Source organism: Rothia sp. HMSC069C01, from assembly GCF_001814655.1.
Lineage (GTDB): Bacteria > Actinomycetota > Actinomycetes > Actinomycetales > Micrococcaceae > Rothia > Rothia dentocariosa.
The window spans coordinates 298850-325354 of record NZ_KV817408.1; the positions used below are offsets into that span (position 1 = coordinate 298850).

Consider the following 26505-nt stretch of genomic DNA (forward strand, 5'->3'; position numbering starts at 1 on the left):
CAGAACACCCTATTCATGGGTTGCCAGGTGCTTGAGTTTTCCGTTCCACTGCGGCAGCTCGTGCACAAGAAACTTAGGTTTGAGCGGATAATCCGCCAGGGAATCGAGCGGCAGCCAGGCACAGGGGTAGCGATGCTCCTCTTCGCAGGTGGTTATCGGAACCGCTTCAGAATCAACCTCCACGAGGTAGTGAAATTCAATGCGATGGTTCGGTATATCGTGCACTGTGAAAAGGTGCTCTCCTACGAACGCAAGCTTCCGAACCGTGCAGCCGATGCCTAGTTCTTCGCGTACTTCGCGACGCACCGCATCCGCGCTGTGCTCACCAACTTGTACAGCGCCGCCGGGCACAAAATATTTGCCGTCGTGACTGTAGGTCAAGAGCTTACCGGCGTGTATGATCAGTGCCGAAGCTCGCACACCGTACTGATATTCTGCAGCTGTCGTTCGAAAATCCATACCTTTATTATCAACTGCGTATTATGTACAGTTTCGCCAAACGCTCATTGGAGGGTGTCATCGACAGTAGATCTTGGCACATCCTGTATCCTTGAAGATTGAGTAAGCATCTTAAAAATGGGCGACCATCTTGGGTTCAAGCTGGGTGCAGTCCGTTTCCTCGACGATAAGAAAGTGATCACGGCTCGTGTTCAATTCTCTCTCTGACCGTTTGACGGCAACCTTTAAAAACCTGCGTGGCAAGGGCCGCCTCTCTGAGGCAGACATTGACGCAACCGTCCGCGAAATTCGCCGCGCCCTGCTGGATGCGGATGTCGCCGTGCCTGTTGTCCGTGAATTCGCCACACATATTAAAGAGCGTGCCCTCGGTGCTGAGGTCTCAGAGGCACTCAACCCTTCACAGCAGATCGTCAAGATTGTAAACGAAGAGCTTATTACCATTCTGGGCGGGCAGACTCGCCGCATTAACATGGCTAAGACCGGTCCCACCATTATTATGCTGGCTGGTCTGCAGGGCGCCGGTAAAACCACGCTGGCGGGTAAACTCGCGAAGTGGCTCAAGGGGCAGGGGCATACCCCCATCCTGGTGGCATCTGACTTGCAGCGCCCAAACGCGGTAACCCAGCTGAAGGTTGTGGGCGAGCGCGCGGGCGTACCCGTTTTCGCGCCCCACCCGGGCGTGACCAGTGAATTTGATACCCCTACTGGCGATCCTGTGCAGGTTGCACGAGATGGCGTTGCTGAAGCGCGTGCGAAGCTCCATGACGTGGTGATCGTTGATACCGCAGGCCGTTTGGGTGTGGATGCTGAACTCATGCAGCAGGCGCGTAATATCCGCGATGCTATTGAGCCTCAAGAAGTCCTGTTCGTAATCGACGCGATGATTGGTCAGGACGCCGTGAATACCGCAAATGCCTTCAACGAGGGTGTGGACTTTACCGGCGTAGTGCTCTCTAAACTTGATGGTGACGCCCGTGGTGGTGCGGCTCTTTCCGTTGCTTCGGTTACCGGCAAACCGATTATGTTCGCATCCACGGGTGAGAACGTGGATGATTTCGAGCAATTCCACCCCGACCGTATGGCCAGCCGCATTCTGGATATGGGCGATGTGCTCACCCTGATCGAGCAGGCAGAGGCCACGTGGGATAAGGCAGAAGCCGACCGCATGGCCAAGAAATTCATCGATCAGGAAGATTTCACCTTTGATGATTTCTTGGCGCAGATGCAGCAGATTCGCAAGCTGGGTTCCATGAAGAAACTTCTCATGATGATGCCCGGTGCCGCCCAGATGCGCCAGCAGCTAGAGTCTTTTGACGAACGTGAAATTGACCGCGTTGAAGCTATTGTACGTTCGATGACCCCGCATGAACGTGTGGCACCGAAGATCATTAACGGTTCACGCCGTGCGCGTATCGCGAAAGGTTCGGGCGTGACTGTTTCTGAGGTGAATCAGCTCATGGAGCGTTTTGCTCAGGCACAGAAGATGATGAAGAAGCTTGCCACCGGCAAGATGTCTGGTATGCCTGGCGGCATGCAGATGCCCGGTATGGCCGCGGCTGGCGGAAGTAACCATAAAAAGAATAAGAAAAATAATAACAAGAAGAAGGCGGGTCGCTCAGGCAACCCCATGAAGCGTAAGCAGCAAGAGGCAGAGGCACTTGCCGCTCAGAAGGCACGCCAGGGTGCGGCTTTCGGGCAGCAGGCGCAGCAGCAAGAAGATCTTGATCTTTCGAAGATGAATCTGCCGAAGGGCTTTGAGAAGTTCCTACAGTAGAGGGACTGTGAAATGGTGTTCGCGGTGTTCTGGCAGCTTTATGAAAGAGCCGTCAAACATCGTGAACGTTGTTTGACAAGAATTTACCGGTGTATGAAGACGACTCACTCCGTATTCACACATCATGAAGACATACGCGTTACTCTGGTATAGAGGTTTCGATAATACCGCGCCTATGACACACACCATCAGGTCACGTGCTGCAGGCTGAAAACCTGCATGAGAAAACGGATCCGATTGATAGGCGTGGAATGCAGATCTCTACAGTGTGCATCCGATGATTCGTAACGCCGTTTCTCACCGGCGATGCCCTAAAAGCGAACTGCGCCTACAGATTAGCAGAAGGCTTTACGGTGTTAGTAGCGGGGCAGATGAGGCAAACGGCAGAACGCTATTAAGGGGAAGAATGCAGAACAACGAGCAACATCACCGAGACTCGGCGCAGGGCGGCGCTGAACAGAACGGTCGTGAGCGCCATGAAACTGCTAACCCTTGGACTTACACCAAGCCGGAGGCATCTGCCAGTCAAAATGGCACTATCCCGGATTATTTATGGGTTCGCCTGTCTTTAGAGTATGGTGAAAACACCCCCGACATCGCCGGTTCTAAAGTGGTCTATTCCAGTGACTCTAGTGATGATGCTGATCCTGAAACTGCGGATGTTGCGAGCGCTATTATTGACCTGATCCGGCGGGCGAAACAACTTCATGAGGATAAAGAACACCGTATTGATCCGCGTGAAGTAGATGATGTTGCCGCCTCACTAGCCCATGATGATCTGACGGTCGAAGAACTTAACCAGATGTGGCAGGATACTCCGGCTCCCCAAGATCCGGATAACTCCGAAGAAAACGGCGAACATTATTCGGCTCCTCAGCATGACCATGCGGGTTCTCCCGAAGAAATCTTTGATGTGACTTTTTCTGACGTTGAGGATGAGAACCTGCACCGTCGCCGCATGTTGGCGCGCGCCGCCAGCGATCATGATGTGATTCAGGCTCTTATAGAGCTGACTCGGGAACGGCCCGAACTTATCGCCTATGAGATGGGCGAGCGTGAAGTTCAGATATATGTTTTGTGTTCGCTTAATCCCGCAGGCTATCTGAACGTTTTGCATGTGGCACACGGACAGATTCGCAAGGGTGAACCCTTGGAAGAATACGTTGAGTGGCTTCTTGAACGAATGCCAGTAACCGGTATTGCTCTTGAAGAAGAACCAGGGATGTGGGTACCGGTACCGCATGATGTTTACCAGATCGAATTTTTAGTTGATGGCGATGCTGCGGCGCTTCTAGATATTAACCTGGATGCACTCACCAGCATGCTCCTCACCCAGCCGGAACGCCAGATTGTCGCAGCCCCGGCAGGAACATGGACGATTATTAGCGGCGATCCGCATGACATTTTGGCTGTTATCGCCGAAGCAAAGTGTCATGCCTTGATTGCGGAGGGGAATGCGCATCAACAGCATCTCATCTTTATGGAGGCCCCTCAAGAGCTAGAGCAGAACGAGAACGCACCTGCCTGGATGTTGGGCGAGCCGGAGGAGAAGGACTCGACCATTCTGGAGTTCTTCTGGCAGTCTGTTCCGAAGACCCTCACACGAACTATGACTCGTGAACATTGCGATTCTTATGAGGGATCTTTAGAAGATATTCTGACGAGTCTGCCAGGTTTGCCGCCCGAGCCTTTTGGTCTGGACCAAGACGAGCTTACTCGCTCTATTGTTGAGCTTTCCCTGCTTTTCGGCGTTCCTTCTGGAACTTCTGCGGGAAGGCGCCTTGAAAGCTATCTGCGAGATACGAAGAATACTCTTGCTCTCGAATCGGTGCTTCAGCTATTGCATGTTCCCGTTGAGCTGGCAGCGGTACCGACGGAAGGGCTTGAGATCGGTGCGATTGGAACCGCTCGTGTATTCGGTGAAGACCCTGCTGAATTGCTGGCGGCACCTCATGACGAAAGTTCGTCTCAAGCAGACATGGATCCGGCACAGAGTGACGATAACTCACTGTCTGCGCATTACCAGTCCGATAAACTTCCTGATATAGAGGCTTTAAAACGTAGCTATCGTCTGGTAGCTACAAACCGCCGTGTGACTCTTGCGGAGTGGCTTGCTGCGTCTCAAAGCGGCGAGATTCCTTACGAATATACTCATGTGGGTACCACCAAACAACGTGATAATCAGCAGAAAGAGTCTTTGGTGAAAAAGCCTTCCTCAAGTCCGCGTGTGGATGCGTATAGTCCTAGCGGTGCATCAGGCAAAGCGGTCGTTGAGACGAACTCTTCAACGCATACAGTTCAGCCCGCACACTCGGAATCGCCCGGCGAGACTTCTACCGGAAAAGACCCCAAAAATCGTTTGCTTACCCGTGTTTTTCGGGTGGACGGTACCGCGCAGTTGGGGCTGGCAACCGTGTTTTGGACTGTTGCGCGCCGCAAAAAAGCGCAGGGTAAGAGCGCCCCAATTTTGACAGCTCTGAGCACTGTTCTCGCAGCTGGCGGCACGAGTGAGATTCTCTTAGCGCCTCGTCTCGCTCGGCTTGCTGGCGAGAAACTTGATGAGCATCGCAGTAAAGAAGCTTCAGACGCTCCCGTAAACGCGGAGCTTGTGCGCCGGGGCGATAACCCGCAGGGCGCATCGTCGGAGGGGCTGCACCGGCGAACCTTAGTTGATGACCTGCGTGACGGCATCTACGTGGAAGCTCCGCGTAAGTCCCGCAAAGTCCGCTCGCAGGCCGCGAACTCCGCGCCCGATACGTCATCCACCGCAGAGCTAGGAGAGCGGGTACGTCGTACCGTTCGTAAGTTCTTCTCCTAAAACTCTCTAACGCTCCTAAGAACCATGCTTAAACACAGACGAAAGCGGAATCTATGAAAGATACATATTTAAGCCACGAGGAATTGGTAGCTTTTATCGCATCACTTCCAACACGTCGGCTTGCCGCCGGAGCGCTTATTCGCAATGAAGAAGGCGAACTACTTGTGGTGAAGCCGAACTACAAGGACGGCTGGATTCTTCCGGGCGGAACCGTAGAGGCGGGCGAGGCACCGAAAACAGGATGCTTCCGTGAGGTTCAGGAAGAGCTAGGGCTTACCCTGACTCCGGGTCGTTTGGTGGCTATTTTCCATGGGCTCGCATTAGGTGTCTGGGGCGACTCCACATATTACATGTACGATGCGGGCGTTATTCCGCGCGACACCCCCATTACTTTGCAGAATGATGAACTGGTGACCTATGAGTGGGTGGCCGGCGAAAACTTGGGCGATTACGTGCGCCCGGCGATGGTGAGGCGGCTGCAAGAAGCCCTGAAAGCCCTCGAAACCGGCGAAGTTCTTGAGATAAGCTCCGACGATTAACGCTATAACAGCGACATATGCCCGAAAACGCGGGGGCCCGCTAGATTTAAATTGCCCTATTTGTTACCCTATCTGAGTACCCGACATTGCGTGACCCCTCTCTTCGCGCTTTGTTGTGTCCATAGAGACTTCGTGAACGGCCCGCCCCACGGGTGCTGAAGCGCGGTTTCGCACCAAGTATTGAAACAGGAGTAACCACTACAGTGGCTGTTAAAATTCGTCTCAAGCGTATGGGTAAGATCCGCGATCCTCGCTACCGTATTGTAATTGCGGATTCTCGCGTGAAGCGTGATGGTAAGACTATCGAAGAGATCGGTATCTACCACCCGACCGAGCAGCCCTCGCGTATCGAGATTAACTCTGAGCGTGCTCAGTACTGGCTGTCTGTTGGCGCACAGCCGACCGAACAGGTCTTGGCTCTGCTGAAGCTCTCAGGTGACTGGGCAACTTTCAAGGGTGAGAAGGCTGAGAACAGCATCAAGCCCGTTGAGCCTAAGGCTGAATTCGTTGTTCCCCAGAAGGGTTCCGTTATTCTGCCTGAGGCTATCACCCCCAAGGCCGATAAGGCTGAGGAAGCAACCGAGGAAGCTCCTGCTGAAGCTGAAGCAGAGGCTGCCGAGGAAGCAGCTGAGTAATTATGTTGGCTGATGCACTCGAACACTTGGTTCGAGGGATTGTCGAGCATCCGGACGATGTGAAAGTGCGTCTGCGCCAGCAGCGCCATCGCGAGACGCTGGAGGTTCGGGTACATCCCGATGATTTGGGTCGAGTGATTGGTCGTTCGGGCCGAACCGCTAAGAGCATTCGCACCGTGATGGATGCGATTTCTGAGGGCGATCAGGTTCGGATCGATATTATCGACACCGATAGAAAACGTTAGCTGATATAGCATCAAGAGCGTTCCATCACCACCAAGGTGTTGGAACGTTCTGCTTTAATCATGAGAATTTTCAGCAGGCAATCACACAGCAGGTGGGTGCCTCCACAGCTTGTGAGAGTCTGCGCTTTTTCGGACCTGCCGGTAGAATATTAGGTGTCTACAAGCCCCAGTTTTTCTAGAGGTTTACAACATGCAGGTTTTGGTTGCGCGCATCGGCAAGCCGCACGGTATTCGCGGTGAAGTTACGGTTCAACTCTTCACAGATATCCCCGAGGAGCGCTTTGCTCCCGGAGAAGTTCTTGATTTGGAAAACTTCACCCCGAAAAGCCCTGTGGCTACTGTTGCACCAACGGGAAGGCTTAAAGTGGTGGGGCACCGCTGGAATAAGAAGATTCTGGTGGTACGTTTTGAGGAAGTCACTACCCGCAACCAAGCGGAAGAGCTGCGGGGCAGCCGCTTGATGTTTGAGGTTCCCGAGGACGAAGATGATGAAGGCTTCTACGAACAGGAACTCGTGAACCTGCCTGTATATCTTCTGGTGAAGGTTCCTGAGGGGGAGAACCCCGTCAATAATCCTAAAGCTGGAAAGCCTCTGGGGAAGGTTACCGGTCTGCAGACCATGCCCGCGCAGGATATACTGCTCGTTAAACTTGCTGCCGAATACGGCGGTGACGAGATTATGATTCCTTTCGTCGAAGAGATCGTTCCTGAAGTTGTGACCACCGCTGAGGACGAACCCGGTTTCGTGCTTCTGACCCCGCCACCCGGTCTTATCAACGTGGCTGAAGCAGAATCTGCCGCATCGAACTCAGAAAATACGGGGGAGTAGCCTGTGCGCTACGACGTTATCACTATTTTTCCCGAGTACTTGACACCGCTAGACCTCTCGCTGGTAGGGAAAGCCCGCGAAAACGGTTTGGTCGATCTGCGCGTGCATAATCTGCGTGACTATACCTTCGACCGTCACCACACGGTTGATGATACTCCCTACGGCGGCGGCGCCGGTATGGTCATGAAACCGGAACCTTGGGGGCTTGCGCTTGATGAAGTGCTTGCGAATTCACCGCTGCAGGCAGGGGAAGAGCACCACGAAAATAATCGCGATGAGCCGGAAGAACAGCGAGAAAGAGCAGAGGAAAATTCGAGTCCTCAGAAACTCGTGCCTGCGCAGGATAATCGTCCTCTCCTGATTGTTCCTTCCCCGGCAGGCGCGGTTTTTAACCAGCAAATGGCTTATGAACTCGCTGAGGAACAGCATATTGCGTTTGCTCCCGCGCGCTATGAAGGTATTGACGAGCGTGTGCTCGACTGGGCACAAACCCGCTTCCGCGTGTTTCCCGTCTCGATGGGGGACTATGTGCTCTACGGCGGAGAAGTTGCGGTGATGGCGATGATCGAGGCTATTACTCGACTAATTCCTGGGGCATTGGGAAACCCAGGATCTCTTGCAGAAGAGTCGCACACCGGCGGGCTTTTGGAGTACCCGGTGTATACAAAACCGGCGCAGTGGCGCGACTACGAGGTTCCGCCTATCCTGCTTTCGGGCAATCACGGTGCTATTGCCAGGTGGCGGCGCGAGCAGCAGATTGAACGTACCATGAGCCGCCGCCCCGATCTTTTTGAGGCGTATCCTGAAGAAAATTGGGATAAGAAAGACCGACATTTTCTTGCCGAGCGCGGTGTGCATTTCCCCAAATCTCGCCAAGCAGACTAAACCGGAAGAGCTCTAACACGCAGCACCGTTGCATTCGTTGAAACCCCTTACAGTTAGGGGCTAAAACGTTCAAAGTCGAGAATATCGTAAACAACGGCGCGCCCCTGGATCCAATAAATCTTACTCGGAGCACCCGGATCTTCCGCAGGCTTATACCTGCCGCCCAGGGCACGGGAGAGCGAGCCGCGCATCGACAATGATAACGGGCGGTGAGTACTCGTATGCTCATAGCGGGCAAGATCTAGAGGTTCAGGGTCAGTAAATTCCTCTACCTGAGCGAGAGCAAGCATCCGATCTTCTAAACTACCGTGACGTTCCGCCGAAAAACCGGCATCCAACCAACTATCACGCAACTTGGAAGGCATCAGCTGAGGAACATCATCACGCCTCTCAAAACCGTGCGATTCGGGCGCCGGAATAACCGGCAGATCAGGCTCACGATAGATCATCAAAATTTCCAGCTCACCGCCTAGCTTACGGGCACGCAGAATTTCCTGGCGAATGTGCTGAACCGTTTTCTCAGGGCATGAAAAGCCCCACGGAACCGCAGGAATACCGAGAGCATGCGCCTTCTGAAACCTATCATAGGCGCGCAAGACCACCCCGCCGGTACGTCCATGCGCCATGTATGCATAGTTGTAATCAGCAGAAAGCTTCAGAAAGAGAACGGGATCGCTGGCAGGAATATACATGTGAGCCTGCAGTATCTAATGTTTTTCGGGAACCGGGCGCTCGCGGAATTCGATAGGGCGTTTTGCCTTGGGCAGGGCGTACATAATACGCAGGTAGGCATCTTCGATGAGCTCTTCAAGAAGCTGGCGTGTAACACCCTTGCCTGCGCCGACCGAAATCCAATGTCGTTTATTCATATGCCACCCTGGAATAATGCTTGGGTACATGCGCTGCAGAACCTCGGATTCTTCGGGGTCGGTCTTCAGATTCACGATCGGGTAGCCGATACCGTCTGTGTACATAGCAAAAATTTTGCCGCTAATGCGGTACACCGTATTACGTGGTCCGAAAGGCTGATCGGAGGTCGCCAAAGGCATAGTAAGCGCAATCTGATCAACAACCTTATGGAGGTCTTCGGCGGTTATTTTGTGAGAATTTGGTGTACCCATACCTTCGAGTCTAACTGGTCATGAGTGAGCCTTAAAGTGTTCACACAAAAACTGGGGTGTATGCAGTGGTTCGCATACACCCCAGAAATTTTTAGCGCTCTACTTATTCATGAGCTTGTGGTCAATTCCCTCTCGGGCAAAGGCTTGAATCGTATCCTGCAAGTCTTCACTCAGGTGGCCCCAGGAGTCAGTGTGGGCAATGTACACCCGCTGGGCACCCAGAAGCTTTGCTGCCTTTGCGGTATTCTCGGCGGTCATGGTTACGCTGAGCTCGGGTCCGAGGGGGCGTGCTGCACCCGCAAAAAGGATAGCGTCATCAACGGGCGCAATGCGCTGAGCAATTTCCTCTACAACGTGAAGTTCGGAGTTGTCGCCAGAAATATATACGGTCGGTTCTCCTGCGGTCTGCAGGAGGAAGCCAATAACGGGGCCGGTTACCTCCTGAATTTCGGGGATGTTCGGGCCGTGGAGTGCAGGCATTGCGGTGACGGTAACTTCGGCAGAATCCTTTGCCACGATGAAGGTATCCCAGGGTGCCAGGCCGGTGACATTGGTGAGGTCTTCTGCCTGAAGGTTCTTTTCGCCGTCTTCGGTAGTGATGACGTGGCCGACCTTGGGGAGGAGGGCGCGGCCGCTGGTGTCGAGGTTGTCGGGGTGGGTGTCGTGTGAGAGCAGGACTGCATCGATGGGGAGGACTGACTCGGGGGTGATGGGTGCGCCGGCAGTCTTCTTGAGAACGGTAATGCCCCAGTCGTAGTCCTGAGGTGCGTCAAAGGTGGGGTCGGTCAGGAAACGCAAGCCCGCGTATTCGATGAGGACGGTGGGGCCGGTGATGACGTTAATCGTAGGCATAAAAGTATTCCTCTCATGGATAAATTATGTTTTTGCCATGATTAACAATAGGTATATTCACGGAAAAATGCAAGTGATACCATGAGAAGTATGGAAAAATCTCACCGAACCGCCCACCTTCCTGCTGCACCCGGAAGCCAAGAACACCCCTGCATAGCGTTAGCAAATACGCTCTATACAACACCCGGTGGCGAACAATGCGATCTGCTCAGAACCCCAGAAATAGCTACCGAATGGGCGCACGAACACCACATCGTGAATAACTCGTATGAGCTACAAGCCTATTGCGCCAGCAGATTCATCAGCTTTCGATACGTCATCAAAGAACTGTTTGACGCGTACCTAGAGCAGCGCGCTCCCTATCCGGGTGCGCTTCACGCCGTTAATAAGACAGCGCATGAAGCGCTCACCATGAACGCTCTAGCGTGGGATGCAGAAAACCGGCGGTACACGCGGCGAGTTGAAGACCCCCTCACCCAAGAGGTGGATTACGCCATCGCCCGCATCGCTTATGATGCCATCACATTACTGACTGGCGAAGAAGCAGATAAACTCTCTGAATGCGAAGCACCCGACTGCGACCGCATCATGTTACGAACCCATGCGCGACGTAGATGGTGCAGCGTGCGTTGTGGTGACCGTATCCGAGCCGCCCGCTCCTATGAACGTAAACGCGCACAAGCTGAAGGTGACTAAAAACCGCGTGCACATCCCAAAAATAGCGGTAGAATAGAACACTATGGCTGAATTTATTTACACGATGACCAAAGCCCGCAAAACTGTGGGCGATAAGGTCATTCTTAACGACGTTTCCATGTCGTTCTTCCCGGGCGCCAAGATTGGTATGGTTGGTCCCAACGGCGCCGGTAAGTCGACCATCCTGAAAATCATGGCTGGCTTGGATCAGCCCTCAAACGGCGAGGCACGCCTCTCGCCCGAATACAGCGTAGGTATTCTGCTTCAGGAACCGCCACTGAACGAAGAGAAAACCGTGCTCGGCAACGTCGAAGAAGGCGTGGGCGAGATCAAGACGAAGCTGGACCGTTTCAACGAAATTTCCGCGCTCATGGCTGAACCTGACGCCGATTTTGATGCCCTCATGGAAGAAATGGGTAAGCTGCAGGAAGCTATCGATGCCGCAAACGCCTGGGATCTAGACTCCCAGCTGGAACAAGCTATGGAGGCGCTGCGCTGCCCGCCCGCCGACGCCCCCGTCACCCACCTCTCCGGCGGTGAGCGCCGCCGCGTGGCACTGTGCAAGCTCCTGCTGCAGAAACCAGACCTGCTTCTACTCGACGAGCCCACCAACCACCTAGACGCAGAATCGGTGCTGTGGCTTGAGCAGCATCTGCAGTCCTACGAAGGTGCGGTCATTGCGATTACCCACGACCGCTACTTCCTAGACCACGTTGCCGAATGGATCGCCGAGGTTGACCGCGGCAACCTTTACCCCTATGAAGGCAACTACTCCACCTACCTTGAGAAGAAGCGTGCCCGCCTTGAAGTTCAGGGCAAGAAGGACGCGAAACTCGCTAAACGCCTGAACGAAGAACTAGAGTGGGTACGTTCAAACTCGAAGGGTCGTCAGGCGAAGTCGAAAGCACGTTTGGCACGTTACGAAGAGATGGCGGCCGAAGCTGAAAAGACCCGCAAACTCGACTTTGAAGAGATTCAAATTCCCCCGGGACCACGCCTGGGCAACCTGGTGATTGAGGCCGAGAACCTGCAGAAGGGGTTTGACGGGCGCTCGCTCATTAACGGTCTGTCGTTCTCGCTGCCGCGGAACGGCATTGTGGGCGTGATTGGTCCGAACGGCGTGGGTAAATCGACCCTGTTCAAGACCATCGTCGGTTTGGAAGAGCTTGACGGCGGCTCCCTCAAGGTTGGCGAAACCGTGAAGATTTCCTATGTCGATCAGAACCGCTCCAACATTGACCCCGAGAAGAGCCTGTGGGAGGTTGTCTCGGACGGTCTGGACTATATTCAGGTTGGCAATGTTGAGATGCCTTCGCGCGCCTATGTTTCGGCGTTCGGGTTCAAGGGACCTGACCAGCAGAAGAAAGCGGGTGTGCTCTCCGGCGGTGAGCGTAACCGCCTGAACCTGGCGCTGACCCTCAAACAGGGTGGAAACCTGCTGCTGCTGGACGAGCCCACCAACGACCTTGATGTGGAAACCCTGGCGTCGCTTGAGAACGCTCTGCTGGAATTCCCCGGCTGCGCCGTCGTCGTCTCTCACGACCGTTGGTTCCTCGATCGTGTGGCAACCCACATCCTCGCATGGGAAGGCACTGAAGAGAATCCGGATCAATGGTACTGGTTCGAGGGTAACTTCGAGTCCTACGAGAAGAACAAGATAGAACGCCTGGGACCGGAAGCTGCGAAACCGCACCGCGTGGTGCACCGCAAGCTGACCCGGTAGGGTTTTGCACGGTAATAAGCCCCGCCTCCTAACGCTGTTGAAGCGTGCGGAGGCGGGGCTTTGCTGTGCCTGCTGGGGGAGGGGGATATGGTTCCGCTATCTCACGTGTTGCTCCGCTACGTGTTGGCTGTTTGCCGGTAGAAATAGTTCGCCCAGTGGTGACCAATATGTTATGGCGGATTTCACATTCGTGGTTTATAATGGGTATGTGCATAAGTACAACTGACGTATTTGATACGAAGGGTAGAGTATCATGCTTTCAAAATATAACTGGATGTCCTTGGTCACCGGTCTGCTACTGGTTGCAACGGCGATCTACATGTTCGCCAACCCCGCTACTCCGCTGGTAGTTCTGGGTTTTGTATTCTCCATTTCGGTGTTGCTCGGTGGTGTGTTTGAGCTGGTGCGTTACTTCGGTGCCCCGAAGCCGGCACGTACCGGTTGGGACCTGATCAACGGCATCCTGACCGTGGTGGCTGGCCTGATTCTGCTGTCAGCCTCGGCGGGCGCACAGGCGACCTACATCCCAACCATTGTGGGTGTGTGGCTGATTACGTGGGCGCTGATTCGTATGATGACTGCCCAGAGCATGAAATACCTAGACTACGCCGCCGGACGCCAACTGCAGTTCTCTGCTATTGGTTCCCTGATCCTGGGCTTGCTCGTGCTGCTGTTCCCGATGTTCTTCGGTACGGTGGCAGTGTGGCTGATCGCTCTAGCGCTGTTGGTAGCGGGACTTGTATTCATGGGTGACTTCTTCGTTTCCCGCCACACCAAGCGCACCGTGCACATTTCCCCGGACGGTGTGGTTGACGTCGAAGCCCGATAAACACCCGTTAGCGGCGTTGAGCGCATAAACTAGATACAGAAAGACCGTGTGAGACAACCACCTCACACGGTCTTTCTGTATGCTCTGACGTTTTACGCTGTCGCAGCACCGAAACTCTAGCGGTATTCGGGCAGGCGGAACATCATTTCCTGCGCCACGGTCGCCACCAGCTCACCGGAACGATTGAAAATCGAACCCTGCGCGAGCATCCTGCCACCCTGCGCGCTCGGAGAATCCAGCACGTACAGCAGCCACTCGTCGGCGCGTGCCGAACGGTGGAACCACATCGCGTGATCCAGCGAAGCGCTCTTCAGCCCCGGCTCCAGCCAGAACTTGCCGTGACGGCGCAGGGCCGGCTCCAGCGGCAGGTAATCCGAAGCGTACGCAATAGCGGCGCGGTGCTCCGCCTCCGAGGCCTCAGAACCATCAGCATGCACTAGGCGGTCAAAGGTCTTGAACCACACGCAGGCACGCGGCTGTGTCGAGGAGGCATCCGGCTGAGTGTACAGGGGCGCATCCACGTGGCGCATATCAATCGGGCGTTCCCATGCAACAGCCTGCGCTACCGGATGCGCCACCTCGCCAATGTAGTCGCTCACGCTTGGCAGCCCCTCGGGATCGGGAACCTGCGGCATCTCAACAGCCGTATGCTCGGGGCCGCGACCGGGCTTCTGAAATGATGCAATCGCAGAGAAAATGGGAATATCGTCCTGAAGCGCCTGAACCCGGCGAGTCGCAAAAGAACGCCCATTATTGAGCTGTTGTGAGGTAAAAATAAGCTCTTTCGTAATATCACCGGGATGTAAAAAATATGCATGAATCGAATGAAGCACCTTATCGGTAACGGTGTTATCAGCCGCCATAATAGCCTGAGCGAGCACTTGCCCGCCATAGGTGCGCGGGGTCTCGCGGGTTAGCGTCACAGCGGTAAAAGCGTCGTCACCACCCACCGGCTCAGCGGGGGTCAGGTTCAGCATGGTCATCAGGTTCTGGGTGGGGGTGGGCTTCGTCATTCTTTAATTCTGACACGAAGGGGTAAAGTTGAGGATGATTTATCGAAGAAAATATGCGAGGGAGAGGCAAAACATGACCGATGACCTGCACACACCCGACGCAGCATCTCTGCCAGAACCGGAACCGCAAGAACCTCCACGCTCAGCCACAACCAACACCCGGCGTATAGACCTCAAATACAATCCGCACGAAGGCATCGACGAACCCTACCTTATCTTCCCCAACAACCAGCAAGGTATAGACGCCGCTGCTGACCTCAGCACCTATATTTCACGCGCACGTTCCCTCGATACCCACGCGGCAATACGCCTTACCGCCCGCAGGAGCGTGCTTGCCGTTTTCGCGTGCTCTCTCGCCCCCGAAACCATGCTGGATAACACCCCCACCATTCTGGGGATGCGCGCCCTCAACCTCGCAAAGCCATCAACCCTTGATATTGTGGTAGATTCAGCCGCCCTGCTCGAACGCCTGGCACGCATTGAAGAATCCGAGATGGTACTGTATCTGCCGCCCGTCACCGTACACACCGAATGGGCTGGGAAAGCCGCACCCCTGCAAGGATGGGAAAAGCTAGGAACTATTGATGCTGATGAATTCCGCCGTGCTAGCCGTGACGGACTTACCGCCGTCGAAAAAGCACTCCCCGAAAACCCTGGTGCCGCGGTACTCACTACCGTGCGAACCCGTATCTGGTCATCTCCCATGGTGCTTGAGCACCTGCCGGAGTTTGACCGAGCCCCTATACCTACAGGCGCAGCTTTCGCCTTGCAGGTCTTCGGATTCCTCCCCGAAACCTTCACCGGTGAGCTCGCTATATATGCCGCCCGTACTGGTTCCGACGGCTGGGTGCGCATCGCTGCCCCCGGCGGGCATGTGCTAGTGCGTTCGGGCTCGGGAGCACTCGCATGAGTTATTCTGCGAATCAGCCGGGCGAGCAGGTCAGCATTTACGACCAGGTGGGCGGCGAAGAAACCTTCGATAAGCTCACCCGCAGGTTCTATGCGCTCGTGAAAGCCGACCCCGAGTTTTCTGCCATGTACCCGGATTTTGACCCGTTTCCGCCAGACCACCTCACAGAGGAACAGACCGCCGAGATTGAAGCAAACGATACTGACCACTTCGATGCATCGGCGCGGCGGCTGAAAATGTTCCTGATTCAGTACTTTGGTGGGCCCAGCACCTACCAGGAACAGCGCGGCCACCCGCGTTTGCGCATCCGGCATAACCCGTACCCGATCGGTGCGAAGGAACGCGATACCTGGCTGAAATATATGCGGCAGGCAATGGATACCCTCGATCTTCCCATGATGATTGATGCGACCATGTGGGACTATTTCGAGCGTGCGGCACGTGCCATACAGAACCGGGCATAGTTCAAGACAGCATTGCATTTCAGACGTTGCTTTTATAGGGTGTAACAATGCGTATTGTCTCTTACAGCCCTGCGTACCCGGAAGCTCTTCTGGATATTTCACTTCGCGCCTGGGGATCCGTTTTTCCGCGGATGCACAACGACGTCCCCGAGTTCGTTTATGATGCTTTCTATCCTCAGGGATGGCAGCAGCGACAGCTTAGCGATTTGAAGGAAGTATTCGATCAGGAACCTCAGAATGTGTCTGTTGCGATTGAGGGTGAGCACCCGGTCGCTTGGGTTTGCACACGTATTCACCCTGAGGATCAGATGGGTGAGATTTATGTGATTGCTGTCGATCCCGAGTACCAGCGGCGCGGCGTGGGGCAGCAGCTCATGGAGCACGCCTATGCGCAGTAAAGACGCCGGGATGCGCATGGTGATGGTCGAAACCGGCGGCGATTCAGGGCACGCACCGGCCCGGGCACTCTATGAATCCGAAGGATTTGTTCGCTGGCCCGTTGCTCGGTATTTCAAGGATCTTAGCGAATAGAACTGTTGCCCAAAACAATAACTCTCAAGATCCACTTGGCCCAACATAACCCATGGGCGCTAAAAAAGGTTCTTGACGTGAAATAAGCGTAATTTTCGCGGTTTGTTTCACATCAAGAACCTTTTTATATAGGTTGGGGACAGCAAGCTTAGGGGATTATTGCCCTAAACGTCAGCCGCCTGAACCTTCAAGGCACGAGCCACGCCATCGCGCGCCTCCGCAATCTGTCGTCGCAGAGCCGCCGCATCCTCAGGCAAAGACGCTAAATAGGTTTCGGTGCGTTCCAGCAGTTCGGCGGTGGGTTCCGAAGGGTACATGCCGCCAATAATCTGCATCGAAATCTCGTGTGACCGCGAACGCCAAATGCCCTCAATTAGCTCAAAATACGGTTCAATGTACGGCGCAATGAGCTCGGGCTCGCCCGATTTGAAACCGAAAATGGCGTAGCGCTGAATCATATTAGACAGCTCGCCGGTTACCATAATCTTGTTCCAGTACTCGGCTTTCACCTGTTCACTCGGCTGAGACGCATATGCCTGGGCCGCATACTGTTGACCGGTTGCCGTGTTATCGTTCGCCGCCTCAGCATCGATCTGCGCGGCGCTCACACGGCCACCCGTCGCCAGGCGGCAGATTAGGGTCCACCGCAAATCGGTGTCAATCTCCAAGCCATCCAGCACAATATCGCCCTCAAAAAGCCGCTGCACAATCTCATACTGCGCCTCGGTTCGGGTCTGGTTCACAAACGCCTGAACCAGCTGCAGCTGCGAGTCTGAATCCGGCTGAGCGGCGCAAGCCAAAGACCACAGGCGATCGGCGGCGCGTTCACGAGTTTCATCCCTAAACTCAGGATTAACAAAGGAACGCAGAGCAATGGAGAGGTTACCCAGCTGGGTTCGCAATGCAGTTGAATTGGTCTCTTTGCCAATATTGTTGAGCACAAATTCTACATACTGCCGCGCGGGCATCTGGGCGTCACGCACAGTATCCCAGAGGGAACCCCAGACCACGCCGCGAGCCACCGACGAATCGATGTCGCCCAGATGCTTCACCGCAGTATCAATAGAACGCTCATCCAGGCGAACCTTGGCAAACGCCAAATCTTCATCATTGAGCAGAATCAGGTCGGGGCGTTTCTTGCCTACGGCCTCGGCAACCTCGGTCAGCTCGCCGTCAATATCCAGCTCAATGCGGTCGGTGCGAGTAAGCTTTCCGTCTGTCAGATTGTAGAAACCGATAACTGCGCGATGCGGGCGCAGCGTCTCATAACCGGCAGCATAGGATTGGCGGATACCAAGAGAAGTAATAGTGCCCTCGGCATCATCGGCGACCTCGACCGTAAGCGTGTTTACCCCTGCGGTTTCAAGCCACTTGGCGCTCCACGCGCGTACATCACGGCCGGAAGTCTCTTCCAGCTCGACCAGCAGGTCGTCAAGAACCGTGTTACCCCAAGCGTGCTTGTCAAAATACTTCTTCAAGGCCGCCATGAAGTTTTCCTGACCAACCCACGCAACCATCTGCCGCAGTACCGATGCGCCCTTCGCGTAGGTAATGCCGTCAAAGTTCACCTGAACATCATGAAGGTCACGAATCTCAGCCACAATTGGGTGGGTTGAGGAGAGCTGATCCTGCCTATACGCCCAGGTTTTTTCGGAAGCCGAGAACGTAGCCCATGCTTCCTGTGCGTATCGGGTATTCTCAGCCGCAGCCAGTGTAGACATAAACTCGGCAAATGACTCGTTCAGCCACAGGTCATTCCACCACTTCATGGTGACCAAATCACCAAACCACATATGCGCAAGCTCGTGAAGTATCGTAATGGCGCGGCGCTCACGCAGCGCCTCTGCAACCTTGGAACGGAACACATAGGTTTCAAGATAGGTTACGCACCCTGCGTTTTCCATAGCACCCGCATTGAATTCGGGGACGAAGAGCTGATCGTACTTCTCGAAAGGATACGGCGTCTTGAACTGCTCCTCATAAAACTCGAAACCCTGGCGAGTCAGCTCAAAAATATCGTCCGCATCTACATAGGGCATCAGCGATTTACGCGCGTAAACACCCAGCGGAATAACACGCCCCTCAGAATTCGTTAGCTCGCTCGTAACCTTCTCATATGGGCCCGCCACGATGGCTGTAATGTATGAAGACATGCGCGGAGTAGGCTTGAAATACCATGTTTGCGCCCGACCGCAGCCGCAGTCCTTGGGCTCAATCTTCACTTCGGGCTGGTTAGAAACCACAACCCAGTGCGAAGGAACACGCACGCTGAACTCAAACTCGGCCTTCAAATCTGGCTGCTCAAATACAGGGAAAACACGGCGAGAATCCGGAACCTCGAACTGTGAGTACAGATAAATTTCACCGTCTGCCGGGTCCACAAAACGATGCAAACCTTCACCGGTATTTGTATAGAACATCTCTGCATCGATCTTCAGAACATTCTGCGCTGCAAGATTTGGCAGAGTAATGCGCTCCCCATCGGCAAGAGCAGGATCAAGCCGCTCGCCGTTTAATTCAATCGAATTTACCTGAGAGGTAATAGCGTCAATAAACGTGGATGCGCCAGGCTCAGCATCGAACCGAATCTCAACAATCGACGAGAAAACATCTTTGTCTGTGCGAAGGTCGAGATCAACACGGTAGGTGTGAACCCGCTTAATAACTCCCGCACGCTCAATCGCCTCATCGCGGGTTAAATTTAGACCGGGCATGATTCCCTTTCTCGATATGTGTTTATAAATCTTCCTGTAGTGTTTTGCAGCGGACCTACCAGGAGAAACAGCGCAAAACTAAGTTCAAGAATATGGGCATCAAACAAACTCAGATATGTGTATATGCCCCGACAAAAAGTGCCTAGTACCACAGTCTAACGCATCCTGTCAGAGAGCACATTATTACTCATCACATGCGCAAAATACGTGCCGATGGTAAGGGCAGGTGTGGGCAGAAAAATATGTGCCGAAATAGTACCTGCCATTGCCCCGATACCGGTTACAGGAATAAGTTTAAATTCGCTACAGTTATAAAGACACAACAGCTGAGGGCGCCCAGAATAGAGACGACTATCGCCGTGCACATTTCGGGAAGCCAGTCCACCACTCACTGCAAAGATATAAATATCCACGCTGTGAGCGCCACGGAATATCACCAGGAGAACCCCTTGCGCGTACATATCGCCACCGACCATGCAGGTCTTGAGACGAGTCAATACCTGATCGAACAGCTCACCGCAGCAGGATACGACATGATCGATCACGGGCCCCAAGAGTACGACCCGCTGGACGACTACCCAAGTTTCTGCATTAACGCCGCACTTGCCGTTAAACGAGACCGTGAGCAGGGGCTTGACTCACTGGGTATCGTGCTAGGCGGTTCTGGCAACGGTGAGCAGATTGCCGCTAATAAAGTAGAAGGAATTCGCGCCGCACTGGCCTGGAATAACGATACTGCCGCCCTTGCCCGCCAACACAATAATGCCCAGGTCATTGCGGTTGGTGGTCGTCAGCACAGTAACGAAGAAGCACTAGAGATTATTAAGGTTTTCCTTTCCACCCCGTGGACGAATGAAGAGCGCCACGCCCGCCGCATCGGTCAGGTTGCCGAATACGAGCGAACCGGTCGTATTGAAGGTAAGCATATCGACTCATAGCACCGTAGATCAGTAAGCCACAGATTTTTTATACGGATGCGGCAGCAGCGTACCCCGAAACATCGGGGAATAATAAATGCCGCTGCATTCGCCGTTTAGTTTATAGGTGTATGAAACACCCCCAAGGCGCCGTCCGAATGATATGCGGTGTACCGTATTAAAGGTGCGGCTTCTAAAGTTTAGACCCCAGATGCATGCACCAAAATACAACCACAGACACGCGTTCGCAGGAGAATCCCATGCCCGAAGGACACTCAATACATCGTATCGCCCGCCAATTCAACGATGTTTTCACGGGGGAGAGCGTGCGAGTCTCAAGTCCACAGGGGCGTTATACGGATGGCGCAGCCCTTCTTGACGGAGCCAGCATTCTCAACGCATATGCGCACGGTAAGCATCTCTTCGTGCCCTTCAACAATGAGCTGACCCTCAACGTGCACCTTGGCATTTATGGCAACTGGAGCTTTGGAGGGGACGAAACCTTTACGGGTGCATCCAGCATAGGCGCACCCCGGAAGATCGGCGAAAAAGAATATACGGCGGGGGAGGCCGAAGAATATACCGGACCGCCCGCGCCGAAAGGCACTACCCGGTGCCGCATGGTTTCAGAACACGGTTGGGCTGACCTCGTTGGTCCCACTATCTGCCGAACCTTAAACCCAGACGAAGTTGCCCAGGTACGCGCCAAACTTGGGCCAGATCCTCTCAACACCGATGCAAATCCCGAACGTTTCTATGCAGCAGCCCGCAAAAGCTCAAGGCCTATCGGCGTGATCCTCATGGATCAGGCCGCTATCTCAGGCGTGGGCAATATTTTTCGTGCCGAATCGCTTTACCGCCAAGAAATAGATCCTCTTCGCCCCGGTAAAACTCTCACCGATGATGAGCTGAGTAGACTCTGGGAAGATAACAAACATCTGCTCACCATCGGCGTGCGTGTCGGCCGCATCATCACCACCGAACAAAAGGACCGCCCGGGAATCCATGAAACCGAAGCCTGGCCTGAGCATGCTAACTACGTTTACCAGCACCACGGAGAACTCTGCCCCCGATGCGGCACCACCATTCGTATGGAGGAAATCGCGGGCCGTAAACTCTATTGGTGCCCTGGATGCCAGAAATAGCGTTAGCTACGGTCCCCGCAAACGATGCGCGCCGAACTTGACAGTCTCCAGTACAGGCAGGTAGTCTTATCTAGTTCTTGCGGGGATGTAGCTTAATGGTAAAGCCTCAGTCTTCCAAACTGATGACGCGGGTTCGATTCCCGTCATCCCCTCGGTATACATAAAACGCCTTGGTGCTTCGCACTGGGGCGTTTTCCTTATGCCGAGGGTCTGAAGTGGGAATCGTTTACGGACACGGATTTCGTGCCTCGTTTGCTCAGAATACGTACCCTTCAGCTCGTCACCCTCTCTCGGGAATAAAAAGATCTTAGTGTTTTCGCGCTGGGTTGTTTTACTGAAAGGACAAAACAGGGATCTCTTACAGGTTTTTTAATCTCTCGCCAAAGAGCCGATTGTATCCATCCTGGTATTGAATTAGAAAAATTCCTGAATACAAGGAGCCTATTTAACGCGGCAATCCGATGAGACTGGGACGTGCAGAAGCGTCTGAATAAGCCAGCATGCATGATAGATGGGCGTACTCAGATAATTCCTCAGAAAGACTTAAGGTTTTCGTGTTCTAAATTAGACATTCGAATGTTAGGCATTTATCCTTGTACACGGTAAACTTAAAAACCGAATGCCTAAAAGCATTCGCGTTTCACGGGGCGTGGCGTAGCTTGGCTAACGCGCCTGCTTTGGGAGCAGGAGATCGCAGGTTCGAATCCTGTCGCCCCGACGTGAAGCGGGCGTCGCATATGCGGCGCCCTTTTCCAGTAACCAACTGCGGTTCACAGGCTTGTGCCGCATTCGACTATATGAGGAGAACACGGACGTGAAGACCGCCGTCGAGAAGCTCAACCCGACCCTCGCGAAGATCGAGGTCGAGGTTCCCTTCGCAGAGTTCAAGTCCTACCTGGACCGCACCTATAAGAACCTGGCTCAGCAGATTAACGTTCCTGGGTTCCGTAAGGGCAAGCTGCCTAAGCAGCTCATTGAGCAGCGCACAGGTTACGACTACATTGTCGAAGCATCTCTGAACGACGCCTTGAATGACTTCTACTCACAGGCATTGGGCGAGAACGAGCTCTCCCCGCTGGCACAGCCCGAACTTGATGTGCAGAGCCAGCCCACGGTGAACGACCGTGAAGCAGACGTGAAGCTGAACATCACCGTGACCGTTCGTCCTGAAATTGAGCTTCCCAACTATGAGGGTATCGAGGTTGAGGTTGACGAAATCAAGGTTACTGCAGAAGACGAAGAGCAGGCTCTCGAAGCTCTGCGTGAGCGTTTTGGTACCTTGAAGAACGTTGAGCGTCCCGCAGCTAAGAATGATTTTGTCACCATTGACATCACCGCTGAAATCGATGGTCAGGAAATTGACGCAGCAAACGACCTGTCTTACCAGATCGGTTCCGGCACCATGGTGGACGGTATTGATGAGGCCCTGATCGGCCTGTCTGCAGGCGAAGATGCAACTTTCGAGACCACGCTTTCCGGCGGCGATCACGCGGGGGAGGATGCAACCATTAAGGTGAAGCTCTCCGCCGTTAAGGAGCGTGAGCTTCCTGAGGTTGACGACGAGTTCGCGCAGCTTGCCTCTGAGTTCGATACTGTTGATGAGCTCAAAGCAGACATGAAGAACCAGGTTGCCGAGGCCAAGGTCTCCGAGCAGGGTGCGCAGGCACGCGATAAGGTGCTGGCTAAGCTCATCGAAATGGTTGAGGTTCCCGTACCTGAAAAGGTCATTGAAGAACAGCTGGAGCAGCACTTCAACAACCCCGAAGCCGGTGAAGACCACGACACCGAAGAGCACCGTCAGGAAGTTCGTGAGAACACCGAAAGCGCCTTTAAGAATGAGATGGTGCTTGATGCTATTGCTGATGCTGAAGAAGTTGAAGTAAACCAGAATGAGATGATCAACTACATCATCACCATGAGCTCGCAGTACGGCATGGATCCGAACCAGTTCGCACAGATGCTTGACGGTTCCGGCCAGGCTGGAATGCTTGTGGGCGAGGTACGCCGCTCCAAGGCTCTAGGCGAAGTTCTTAAGAAGGCTGTCGTCAAAGATACTAAGGGTAAGGCTGTAGACCTTTCCAAGTTCCTCTCTGAAGGTGAAGAAGACGAGAAGTAGTCCTTCTCGCCGCAGATACCTATAACAGATGCGGGCGTGCATGCGCAGGAAAGAATCCTGCGGTGCACGCCCGCATGGTTGTGTTAAGTTTTGGCACACGCTCCAACAGCGGAAATGGATATGATGTGCTGAGGGCTGAGTGACGTTCGCCCTTTGGCGAACTACGGCGAAACTCCGCCCGAATACAGTCATGACCCGGTATTGTAGTAGCAATGAATATTTTCACGGGCCCGCATGGTAGGGAGCGCGTGAAACCCATCGAGAAGAAGAGGGAAGATGTCTAGCTACATGCCTCTGCCTATTGGATCTGGGAATAACACCCCGACTATGGCTGCTAACCCCGTCACAGGGCAGGAAGATTACGTCTATAATCGCCTGCTTAAGGAACGTATTATTTGGCTGGGGTCTGAAGTAAGGGACTCAAACGCAAACTTAATTTGTTCACAGATGTTGTTGCTATCGGCTGAAGATCCCGAGGCAGATATTTACCTGTACATTAACTCTCCCGGTGGCTCGGTGACCGCTGGCATGGCTATTTACGACACAATGCAGCTTATCCCGAATGACGTGGTGACCGTAGTAACCGGTATGGCTGCATCTATGGGGCAGTTCCTTCTGACAGCAGGTGCCATGGGCAAACGCTATGCGACCCCCAACGCCCGAATCCTGATGCACCAGCCGCTTGGTGGTATTGGTGGTACCGCATCCGACATCCGTACTCAAGCAGAACTCATCTTAGATATGAAAAAACGTCTGGCAGAGATCACGGCTGAACGTACCGGTAAAAGCCTTGAGACCATTCTGAAAGATAATGACCGTGATAACTGGTTTACTGCTGAAGAAGGCTTGGAATACGGCTTCTTCGATCACATCGCACTATCCACTGGCGGTAATCTGACCGCCGAGGGTAAGTAAAGAGGGGAAATACACATATGAACTACCTACCTCAAGATTCTGCACCGCAGATGCCCTCGAACCGTTACGTGCTCCCCAGCTTTGAGGAACGTACCCCCTACGGTTATAAGCGTCAAGATCCGTACGCCAAGCTATTTGAGGATCGCATTATTTTCTTGGGAACCCAAGTCGATGACGCTTCGGCAGATGATATTATGGCCCAGCTTCTCGTACTTGAGGCCCAAGACCCCGACCGCGATATTACCCTGTACATCAACTCTCCCGGTGGTTCTTTTACGGCAATGACCGCCATCTATGACACTATGCAGTTTATTCGCCCTGAGATTCAGACCGTATGCTTAGGTCAGGCGGCATCGGCTGCGGCAGTGCTTTTGGCTGCTGGAACCCCGGGTAAGCGTTTGGCTCTTCCGAATGCTCGCGTGCTTATTCACCAACCCGCCCTGAGCGGTCAGCAAGGCGGACAGGCCTCTGACCTTGAGATTCACGCGAACGAAGTTATGCGTATGCGTGAGTGGACTGCACAAACCCTGGCTCTGCACTCCGGCAAGACCTATGAGGAAGTTGACCGTTCGATCGAGCGCGATAATATCCTGACTGCTGCCGAAGCTCAGGAGTACGGCTTGGTAGATAAGGTACTGGATTCGCGTAAACTTAACAAGCCTGCTACCAATACTGCTACGTCGCACGATTAGAAATATGAGTGTAGTCCTTTCTGTTGTCTAAACGTATATACGATTATTAGGTGCCGCATACTCAAAATTGAGGATGCGGCACCTATACGTTATACCCCAAAAAGTACATAAAACCTCAAGTTACACAGCGTCATAATTGTCAAATTACATCGAATACGACACGCCGCATCGCAGTGACAGCCTGTCTTCACACCTCAGCGAAAAACTAGGGTAGCCTGGTAACAAGCACCTTGTGATAGCTTGCAAACACTCGTAGAAAGGAGAGAGCGCGTGGCTAACACCGACAACACCGGTGGTACGGAAGAAAACAAGAAAACTGTTGCTCCGGGTATGCGTTGCTCATTCTGTTCTAAGACGCGTACCCAGGTTTTCAAGATTGTGATCGGTCCGCATGTCTCCATTTGCGATGAATGTATTGCACTATGCAACGAGATTTTGCATGAGGAACGGCAAAAAACAAAGAAGCCGCAGACCAAAAAGATCAAGAAACTCGCTACTCCTCGCGAGATTTACAGCTATCTGCATGATTATGTGATCGGTCAAGATTCTGCAAAACGCACCTTGGCGGTGGCGGTCTATAACCACTACAAGCGCATCCATGACTTAAACAATCCGGTACTTCACTCCCGAACCCTTTCGGCAACTGCGGGTGAATCCGTAGACCTGGGAAAATCTAATATTCTAATGATTGGTCCTACCGGCAGCGGAAAAACTTATCTTGCGCAGTCTCTTGCAAAGAAGCTTGATGTTCCTTTCGCCATTGTCGATGCTACTACGCTCACCGAAGCTGGGTACGTTGGCGACGATGTCGAGAATATTCTGCTTCGACTCATTAATGCTGCCGACGGTGATGTCGAGAAGGCGCAGAACGGCATTATCTATATTGACGAAATCGATAAGATTGCCCGCAAAGGCGGAGAAAACCTATCTATTACCCGCGATGTCTCGGGGGAAGGCGTGCAGCAAGCGCTTTTGAAGATTATTGAAGGTACTCTGGCAACGGTTCCTCCAGAGGGTGGGCGTAAACATCCGGCACATACCAATCTTGAGATTGAAACCTCAAATATTCTCTTCATTGTCGCTGGTGCTTTCGATGGGCTGGAAGACAGGATCCTAGCCCGCACCGATCGAACCAGCATAGGCTTTGGGGCCGAGCTGACCGCCGCACCGGATACTGATCAGACGCTTTCGCAGATCATGCCCGAAGATCTGACCCACTACGGTATCATCCCTGAGCTAATCGGTCGTTTGCCTGTGATCTCTACGTTGAAAGAACTCACCACCGAAGAGCTTGAACAGATTCTTACGAAGCCTAAAAATGCTTTGCTGAAGCAGTATAAGCATCTCTTTGCGCTTGATGGCGTTGAGCTTATCTTTGAAGATGATGCTTTGCACGCGGTCGCCGAGCTCGCAGAAACCCGTAAGACCGGGGCACGCGGGCTACGCTCCATGATGGAGGGTATTCTGCAGCCAATTATGTTTGAGGTTCCTGACCGTCAGGACGTTACCACCGTGGTAATCACAGAAGATACCGTGCGCACCGGTGCTGAGCCCGTATACGTTCTTGAAGCTGATGAAAAGTCCTCTAAGAGTGCTCGTACTCATGCCAAGAAGAAGGCTGCGTAGGTTATTCGTGCAGGTGAGAACCTGGCGGAATATTGGAGGTCTCGATGAGGTTTGAAC

General features: G+C 53.6%; 27 protein-coding genes and 2 tRNA genes. 22 read left to right on the forward strand and 7 right to left on the reverse strand.

What is annotated here, in order from left to right:
• Positions 1-9: 9 nt before the first annotated feature.
• Positions 10-459 (reverse strand): NUDIX hydrolase, encoded by a 450-nt coding sequence (locus HMPREF2981_RS08030; RefSeq protein ID WP_070662213.1) that lies wholly within the window; start codon positions 457-459, stop codon positions 10-12.
• Positions 460-646: 187 nt separating this feature from the next.
• Between HMPREF2981_RS08030 and ffh the strand changes: the two genes are divergently transcribed.
• The 7 genes from ffh (at position 647) to trmD (ending at position 8184) form a co-directional block, all read left to right on the forward strand.
• The gene (ffh, locus tag HMPREF2981_RS08035) at positions 647-2233 is read left to right on the forward strand and encodes a signal recognition particle protein (RefSeq protein WP_070662216.1); all 1587 of its coding nucleotides are present in this window, start codon (positions 647-649) and stop codon (positions 2231-2233) included.
• A gap of 406 nt (positions 2234-2639) precedes the next feature.
• Positions 2640-5051, forward strand: coding sequence for a hypothetical protein (locus HMPREF2981_RS08040; protein ID WP_070662219.1), 2412 nt, complete (start codon positions 2640-2642; stop codon positions 5049-5051).
• 53 nt (positions 5052-5104) lie between these two features.
• Entirely contained in the window at positions 5105-5590 is a 486-nt protein-coding gene (locus HMPREF2981_RS08045) for an NUDIX domain-containing protein (RefSeq protein ID WP_070536106.1), read from the forward strand.
• A gap of 203 nt (positions 5591-5793) precedes the next feature.
• Complete coding sequence (rpsP, locus tag HMPREF2981_RS08050; RefSeq protein ID WP_013399230.1) at positions 5794-6225, forward strand: 30S ribosomal protein S16; 432 nt, start codon at positions 5794-5796, stop codon at positions 6223-6225.
• 2 nt (positions 6226-6227) lie between these two features.
• Positions 6228-6470 (forward strand): RNA-binding protein, encoded by a 243-nt coding sequence (locus HMPREF2981_RS08055; RefSeq protein ID WP_004004867.1) that lies wholly within the window; start codon positions 6228-6230, stop codon positions 6468-6470.
• Between the two features lie 190 nt (positions 6471-6660).
• Entirely contained in the window at positions 6661-7299 is a 639-nt protein-coding gene (rimM, locus tag HMPREF2981_RS08060; RefSeq protein ID WP_048779196.1) for a ribosome maturation factor RimM, read from the forward strand.
• 3 nt (positions 7300-7302) lie between these two features.
• Positions 7303-8184: a tRNA (guanosine(37)-N1)-methyltransferase TrmD gene (gene trmD / locus HMPREF2981_RS08065; RefSeq protein ID WP_048779197.1), complete on the forward strand. Its 882-nt coding sequence runs from the start codon at positions 7303-7305 to the stop codon at positions 8182-8184.
• A gap of 53 nt (positions 8185-8237) precedes the next feature.
• Here the strand turns inward: trmD and HMPREF2981_RS08070 are convergent, their stop codons facing one another.
• The 3 genes from HMPREF2981_RS08070 to HMPREF2981_RS08080 all read right to left on the reverse strand — a co-directional run bounded on the left by HMPREF2981_RS08070 (position 8238) and on the right by HMPREF2981_RS08080 (position 10157).
• A complete protein-coding gene (locus tag HMPREF2981_RS08070) occupies positions 8238-8876 on the reverse strand; it encodes a hypothetical protein (RefSeq protein WP_070662222.1) in 639 nt (212 codons plus the stop codon).
• 15 nt (positions 8877-8891) lie between these two features.
• Positions 8892-9305 carry an MmcQ/YjbR family DNA-binding protein gene (locus HMPREF2981_RS08075; RefSeq protein ID WP_070662225.1) on the reverse strand — a complete coding sequence of 138 codons (414 nt, stop codon included), beginning with the start codon at positions 9303-9305 and terminating at the stop codon, positions 8892-8894.
• Positions 9306-9404: 99 nt separating this feature from the next.
• A complete protein-coding gene (locus tag HMPREF2981_RS08080; protein WP_070662228.1) occupies positions 9405-10157 on the reverse strand; it encodes an MBL fold metallo-hydrolase in 753 nt (250 codons plus the stop codon).
• A 90-nt stretch (positions 10158-10247) separates the two neighbouring features.
• On the opposite strand from HMPREF2981_RS08080, the gene HMPREF2981_RS08085 reads away from it, so the two are divergent.
• The 3 genes from HMPREF2981_RS08085 to HMPREF2981_RS08095 all read left to right on the forward strand — a co-directional run bounded on the left by HMPREF2981_RS08085 (position 10248) and on the right by HMPREF2981_RS08095 (position 13405).
• Positions 10248-10853, forward strand: a complete 606-nt coding sequence (locus tag HMPREF2981_RS08085; protein ID WP_070662230.1) for a CGNR zinc finger domain-containing protein — start codon at positions 10248-10250, stop codon at positions 10851-10853.
• Between the two features lie 43 nt (positions 10854-10896).
• Positions 10897-12576 carry an energy-dependent translational throttle protein EttA gene (gene ettA / locus HMPREF2981_RS08090; protein WP_070524111.1) on the forward strand — a complete coding sequence of 560 codons (1680 nt, stop codon included), beginning with the start codon at positions 10897-10899 and terminating at the stop codon, positions 12574-12576.
• Positions 12577-12829: 253 nt separating this feature from the next.
• Complete coding sequence (locus HMPREF2981_RS08095) at positions 12830-13405, forward strand: HdeD family acid-resistance protein (RefSeq protein ID WP_006887992.1); 576 nt, start codon at positions 12830-12832, stop codon at positions 13403-13405.
• 116 nt (positions 13406-13521) lie between these two features.
• On the opposite strand, the gene HMPREF2981_RS08100 is transcribed toward HMPREF2981_RS08095, so the two are convergent.
• Positions 13522-14418, reverse strand: a complete 897-nt coding sequence (locus HMPREF2981_RS08100; RefSeq protein WP_070662231.1) for an acyl-CoA thioesterase — start codon at positions 14416-14418, stop codon at positions 13522-13524.
• 73 nt (positions 14419-14491) lie between these two features.
• On the opposite strand from HMPREF2981_RS08100, the gene HMPREF2981_RS08105 reads away from it, so the two are divergent.
• Genes HMPREF2981_RS08105 through HMPREF2981_RS11135 form a run of 4 tightly spaced genes read left to right on the forward strand, consistent with a single transcriptional unit; the run spans position 14492 to position 16323 of the window.
• On the forward strand, positions 14492-15328 hold the full coding sequence (locus HMPREF2981_RS08105) for a DUF8185 domain-containing protein (RefSeq protein WP_246825415.1): 837 nt from the start codon (positions 14492-14494) through the stop codon (positions 15326-15328).
• On the forward strand, positions 15325-15792 hold the full coding sequence (locus HMPREF2981_RS08110) for a globin domain-containing protein (protein WP_070662236.1): 468 nt from the start codon (positions 15325-15327) through the stop codon (positions 15790-15792). The genes HMPREF2981_RS08105 and HMPREF2981_RS08110 overlap by 4 nt, the downstream gene beginning before the upstream one ends.
• Positions 15793-15839: 47 nt before the next feature.
• A complete protein-coding gene (locus tag HMPREF2981_RS08115) occupies positions 15840-16190 on the forward strand; it encodes a GNAT family N-acetyltransferase (RefSeq protein ID WP_246825417.1) in 351 nt (116 codons plus the stop codon).
• Positions 16180-16323, forward strand: coding sequence for a hypothetical protein (locus HMPREF2981_RS11135; RefSeq protein WP_246825418.1), 144 nt, complete (start codon positions 16180-16182; stop codon positions 16321-16323). Before HMPREF2981_RS08115 ends, HMPREF2981_RS11135 begins: the two co-directional genes overlap by 11 nt.
• A gap of 164 nt (positions 16324-16487) precedes the next feature.
• Here HMPREF2981_RS11135 and pepN read toward each other — a convergent pair whose 3' ends face one another.
• Complete coding sequence (gene pepN, locus HMPREF2981_RS08120; protein WP_070662240.1) at positions 16488-19037, reverse strand: aminopeptidase N; 2550 nt, start codon at positions 19035-19037, stop codon at positions 16488-16490.
• Positions 19038-19192: 155 nt separating this feature from the next.
• Positions 19193-19450, reverse strand: coding sequence for a hypothetical protein (locus tag HMPREF2981_RS08125; protein ID WP_141756680.1), 258 nt, complete (start codon positions 19448-19450; stop codon positions 19193-19195).
• A gap of 36 nt (positions 19451-19486) precedes the next feature.
• On the opposite strand from HMPREF2981_RS08125, the gene HMPREF2981_RS08130 reads away from it, so the two are divergent.
• The 8 genes from HMPREF2981_RS08130 to clpX all read left to right on the forward strand — a co-directional run bounded on the left by HMPREF2981_RS08130 (position 19487) and on the right by clpX (position 26448).
• Positions 19487-19975: a ribose-5-phosphate isomerase gene (locus tag HMPREF2981_RS08130; protein WP_070662247.1), complete on the forward strand. Its 489-nt coding sequence runs from the start codon at positions 19487-19489 to the stop codon at positions 19973-19975.
• A gap of 239 nt (positions 19976-20214) precedes the next feature.
• A complete protein-coding gene (locus HMPREF2981_RS08135; RefSeq protein WP_070662250.1) occupies positions 20215-21099 on the forward strand; it encodes an Fpg/Nei family DNA glycosylase in 885 nt (294 codons plus the stop codon).
• 81 nt (positions 21100-21180) lie between these two features.
• Positions 21181-21251 (forward strand) — tRNA-Gly (locus HMPREF2981_RS08140).
• 491 nt (positions 21252-21742) lie between these two features.
• Positions 21743-21817, forward strand: a tRNA-Pro gene (locus HMPREF2981_RS08145).
• Positions 21818-21913: 96 nt separating this feature from the next.
• The gene (gene tig / locus HMPREF2981_RS08150; RefSeq protein WP_048779211.1) at positions 21914-23215 is read left to right on the forward strand and encodes a trigger factor; all 1302 of its coding nucleotides are present in this window, start codon (positions 21914-21916) and stop codon (positions 23213-23215) included.
• A 276-nt stretch (positions 23216-23491) separates the two neighbouring features.
• Positions 23492-24130, forward strand: coding sequence for an ATP-dependent Clp protease proteolytic subunit (locus tag HMPREF2981_RS08155; protein ID WP_048779213.1), 639 nt, complete (start codon positions 23492-23494; stop codon positions 24128-24130).
• A 17-nt stretch (positions 24131-24147) separates the two neighbouring features.
• Complete coding sequence (locus HMPREF2981_RS08160; RefSeq protein ID WP_048779215.1) at positions 24148-24822, forward strand: ATP-dependent Clp protease proteolytic subunit; 675 nt, start codon at positions 24148-24150, stop codon at positions 24820-24822.
• A 330-nt stretch (positions 24823-25152) separates the two neighbouring features.
• Positions 25153-26448 carry an ATP-dependent Clp protease ATP-binding subunit ClpX gene (gene clpX / locus HMPREF2981_RS08165; protein ID WP_070662844.1) on the forward strand — a complete coding sequence of 432 codons (1296 nt, stop codon included), beginning with the start codon at positions 25153-25155 and terminating at the stop codon, positions 26446-26448.
• The last annotated feature ends 57 nt before the right edge of the window (positions 26449-26505 follow it).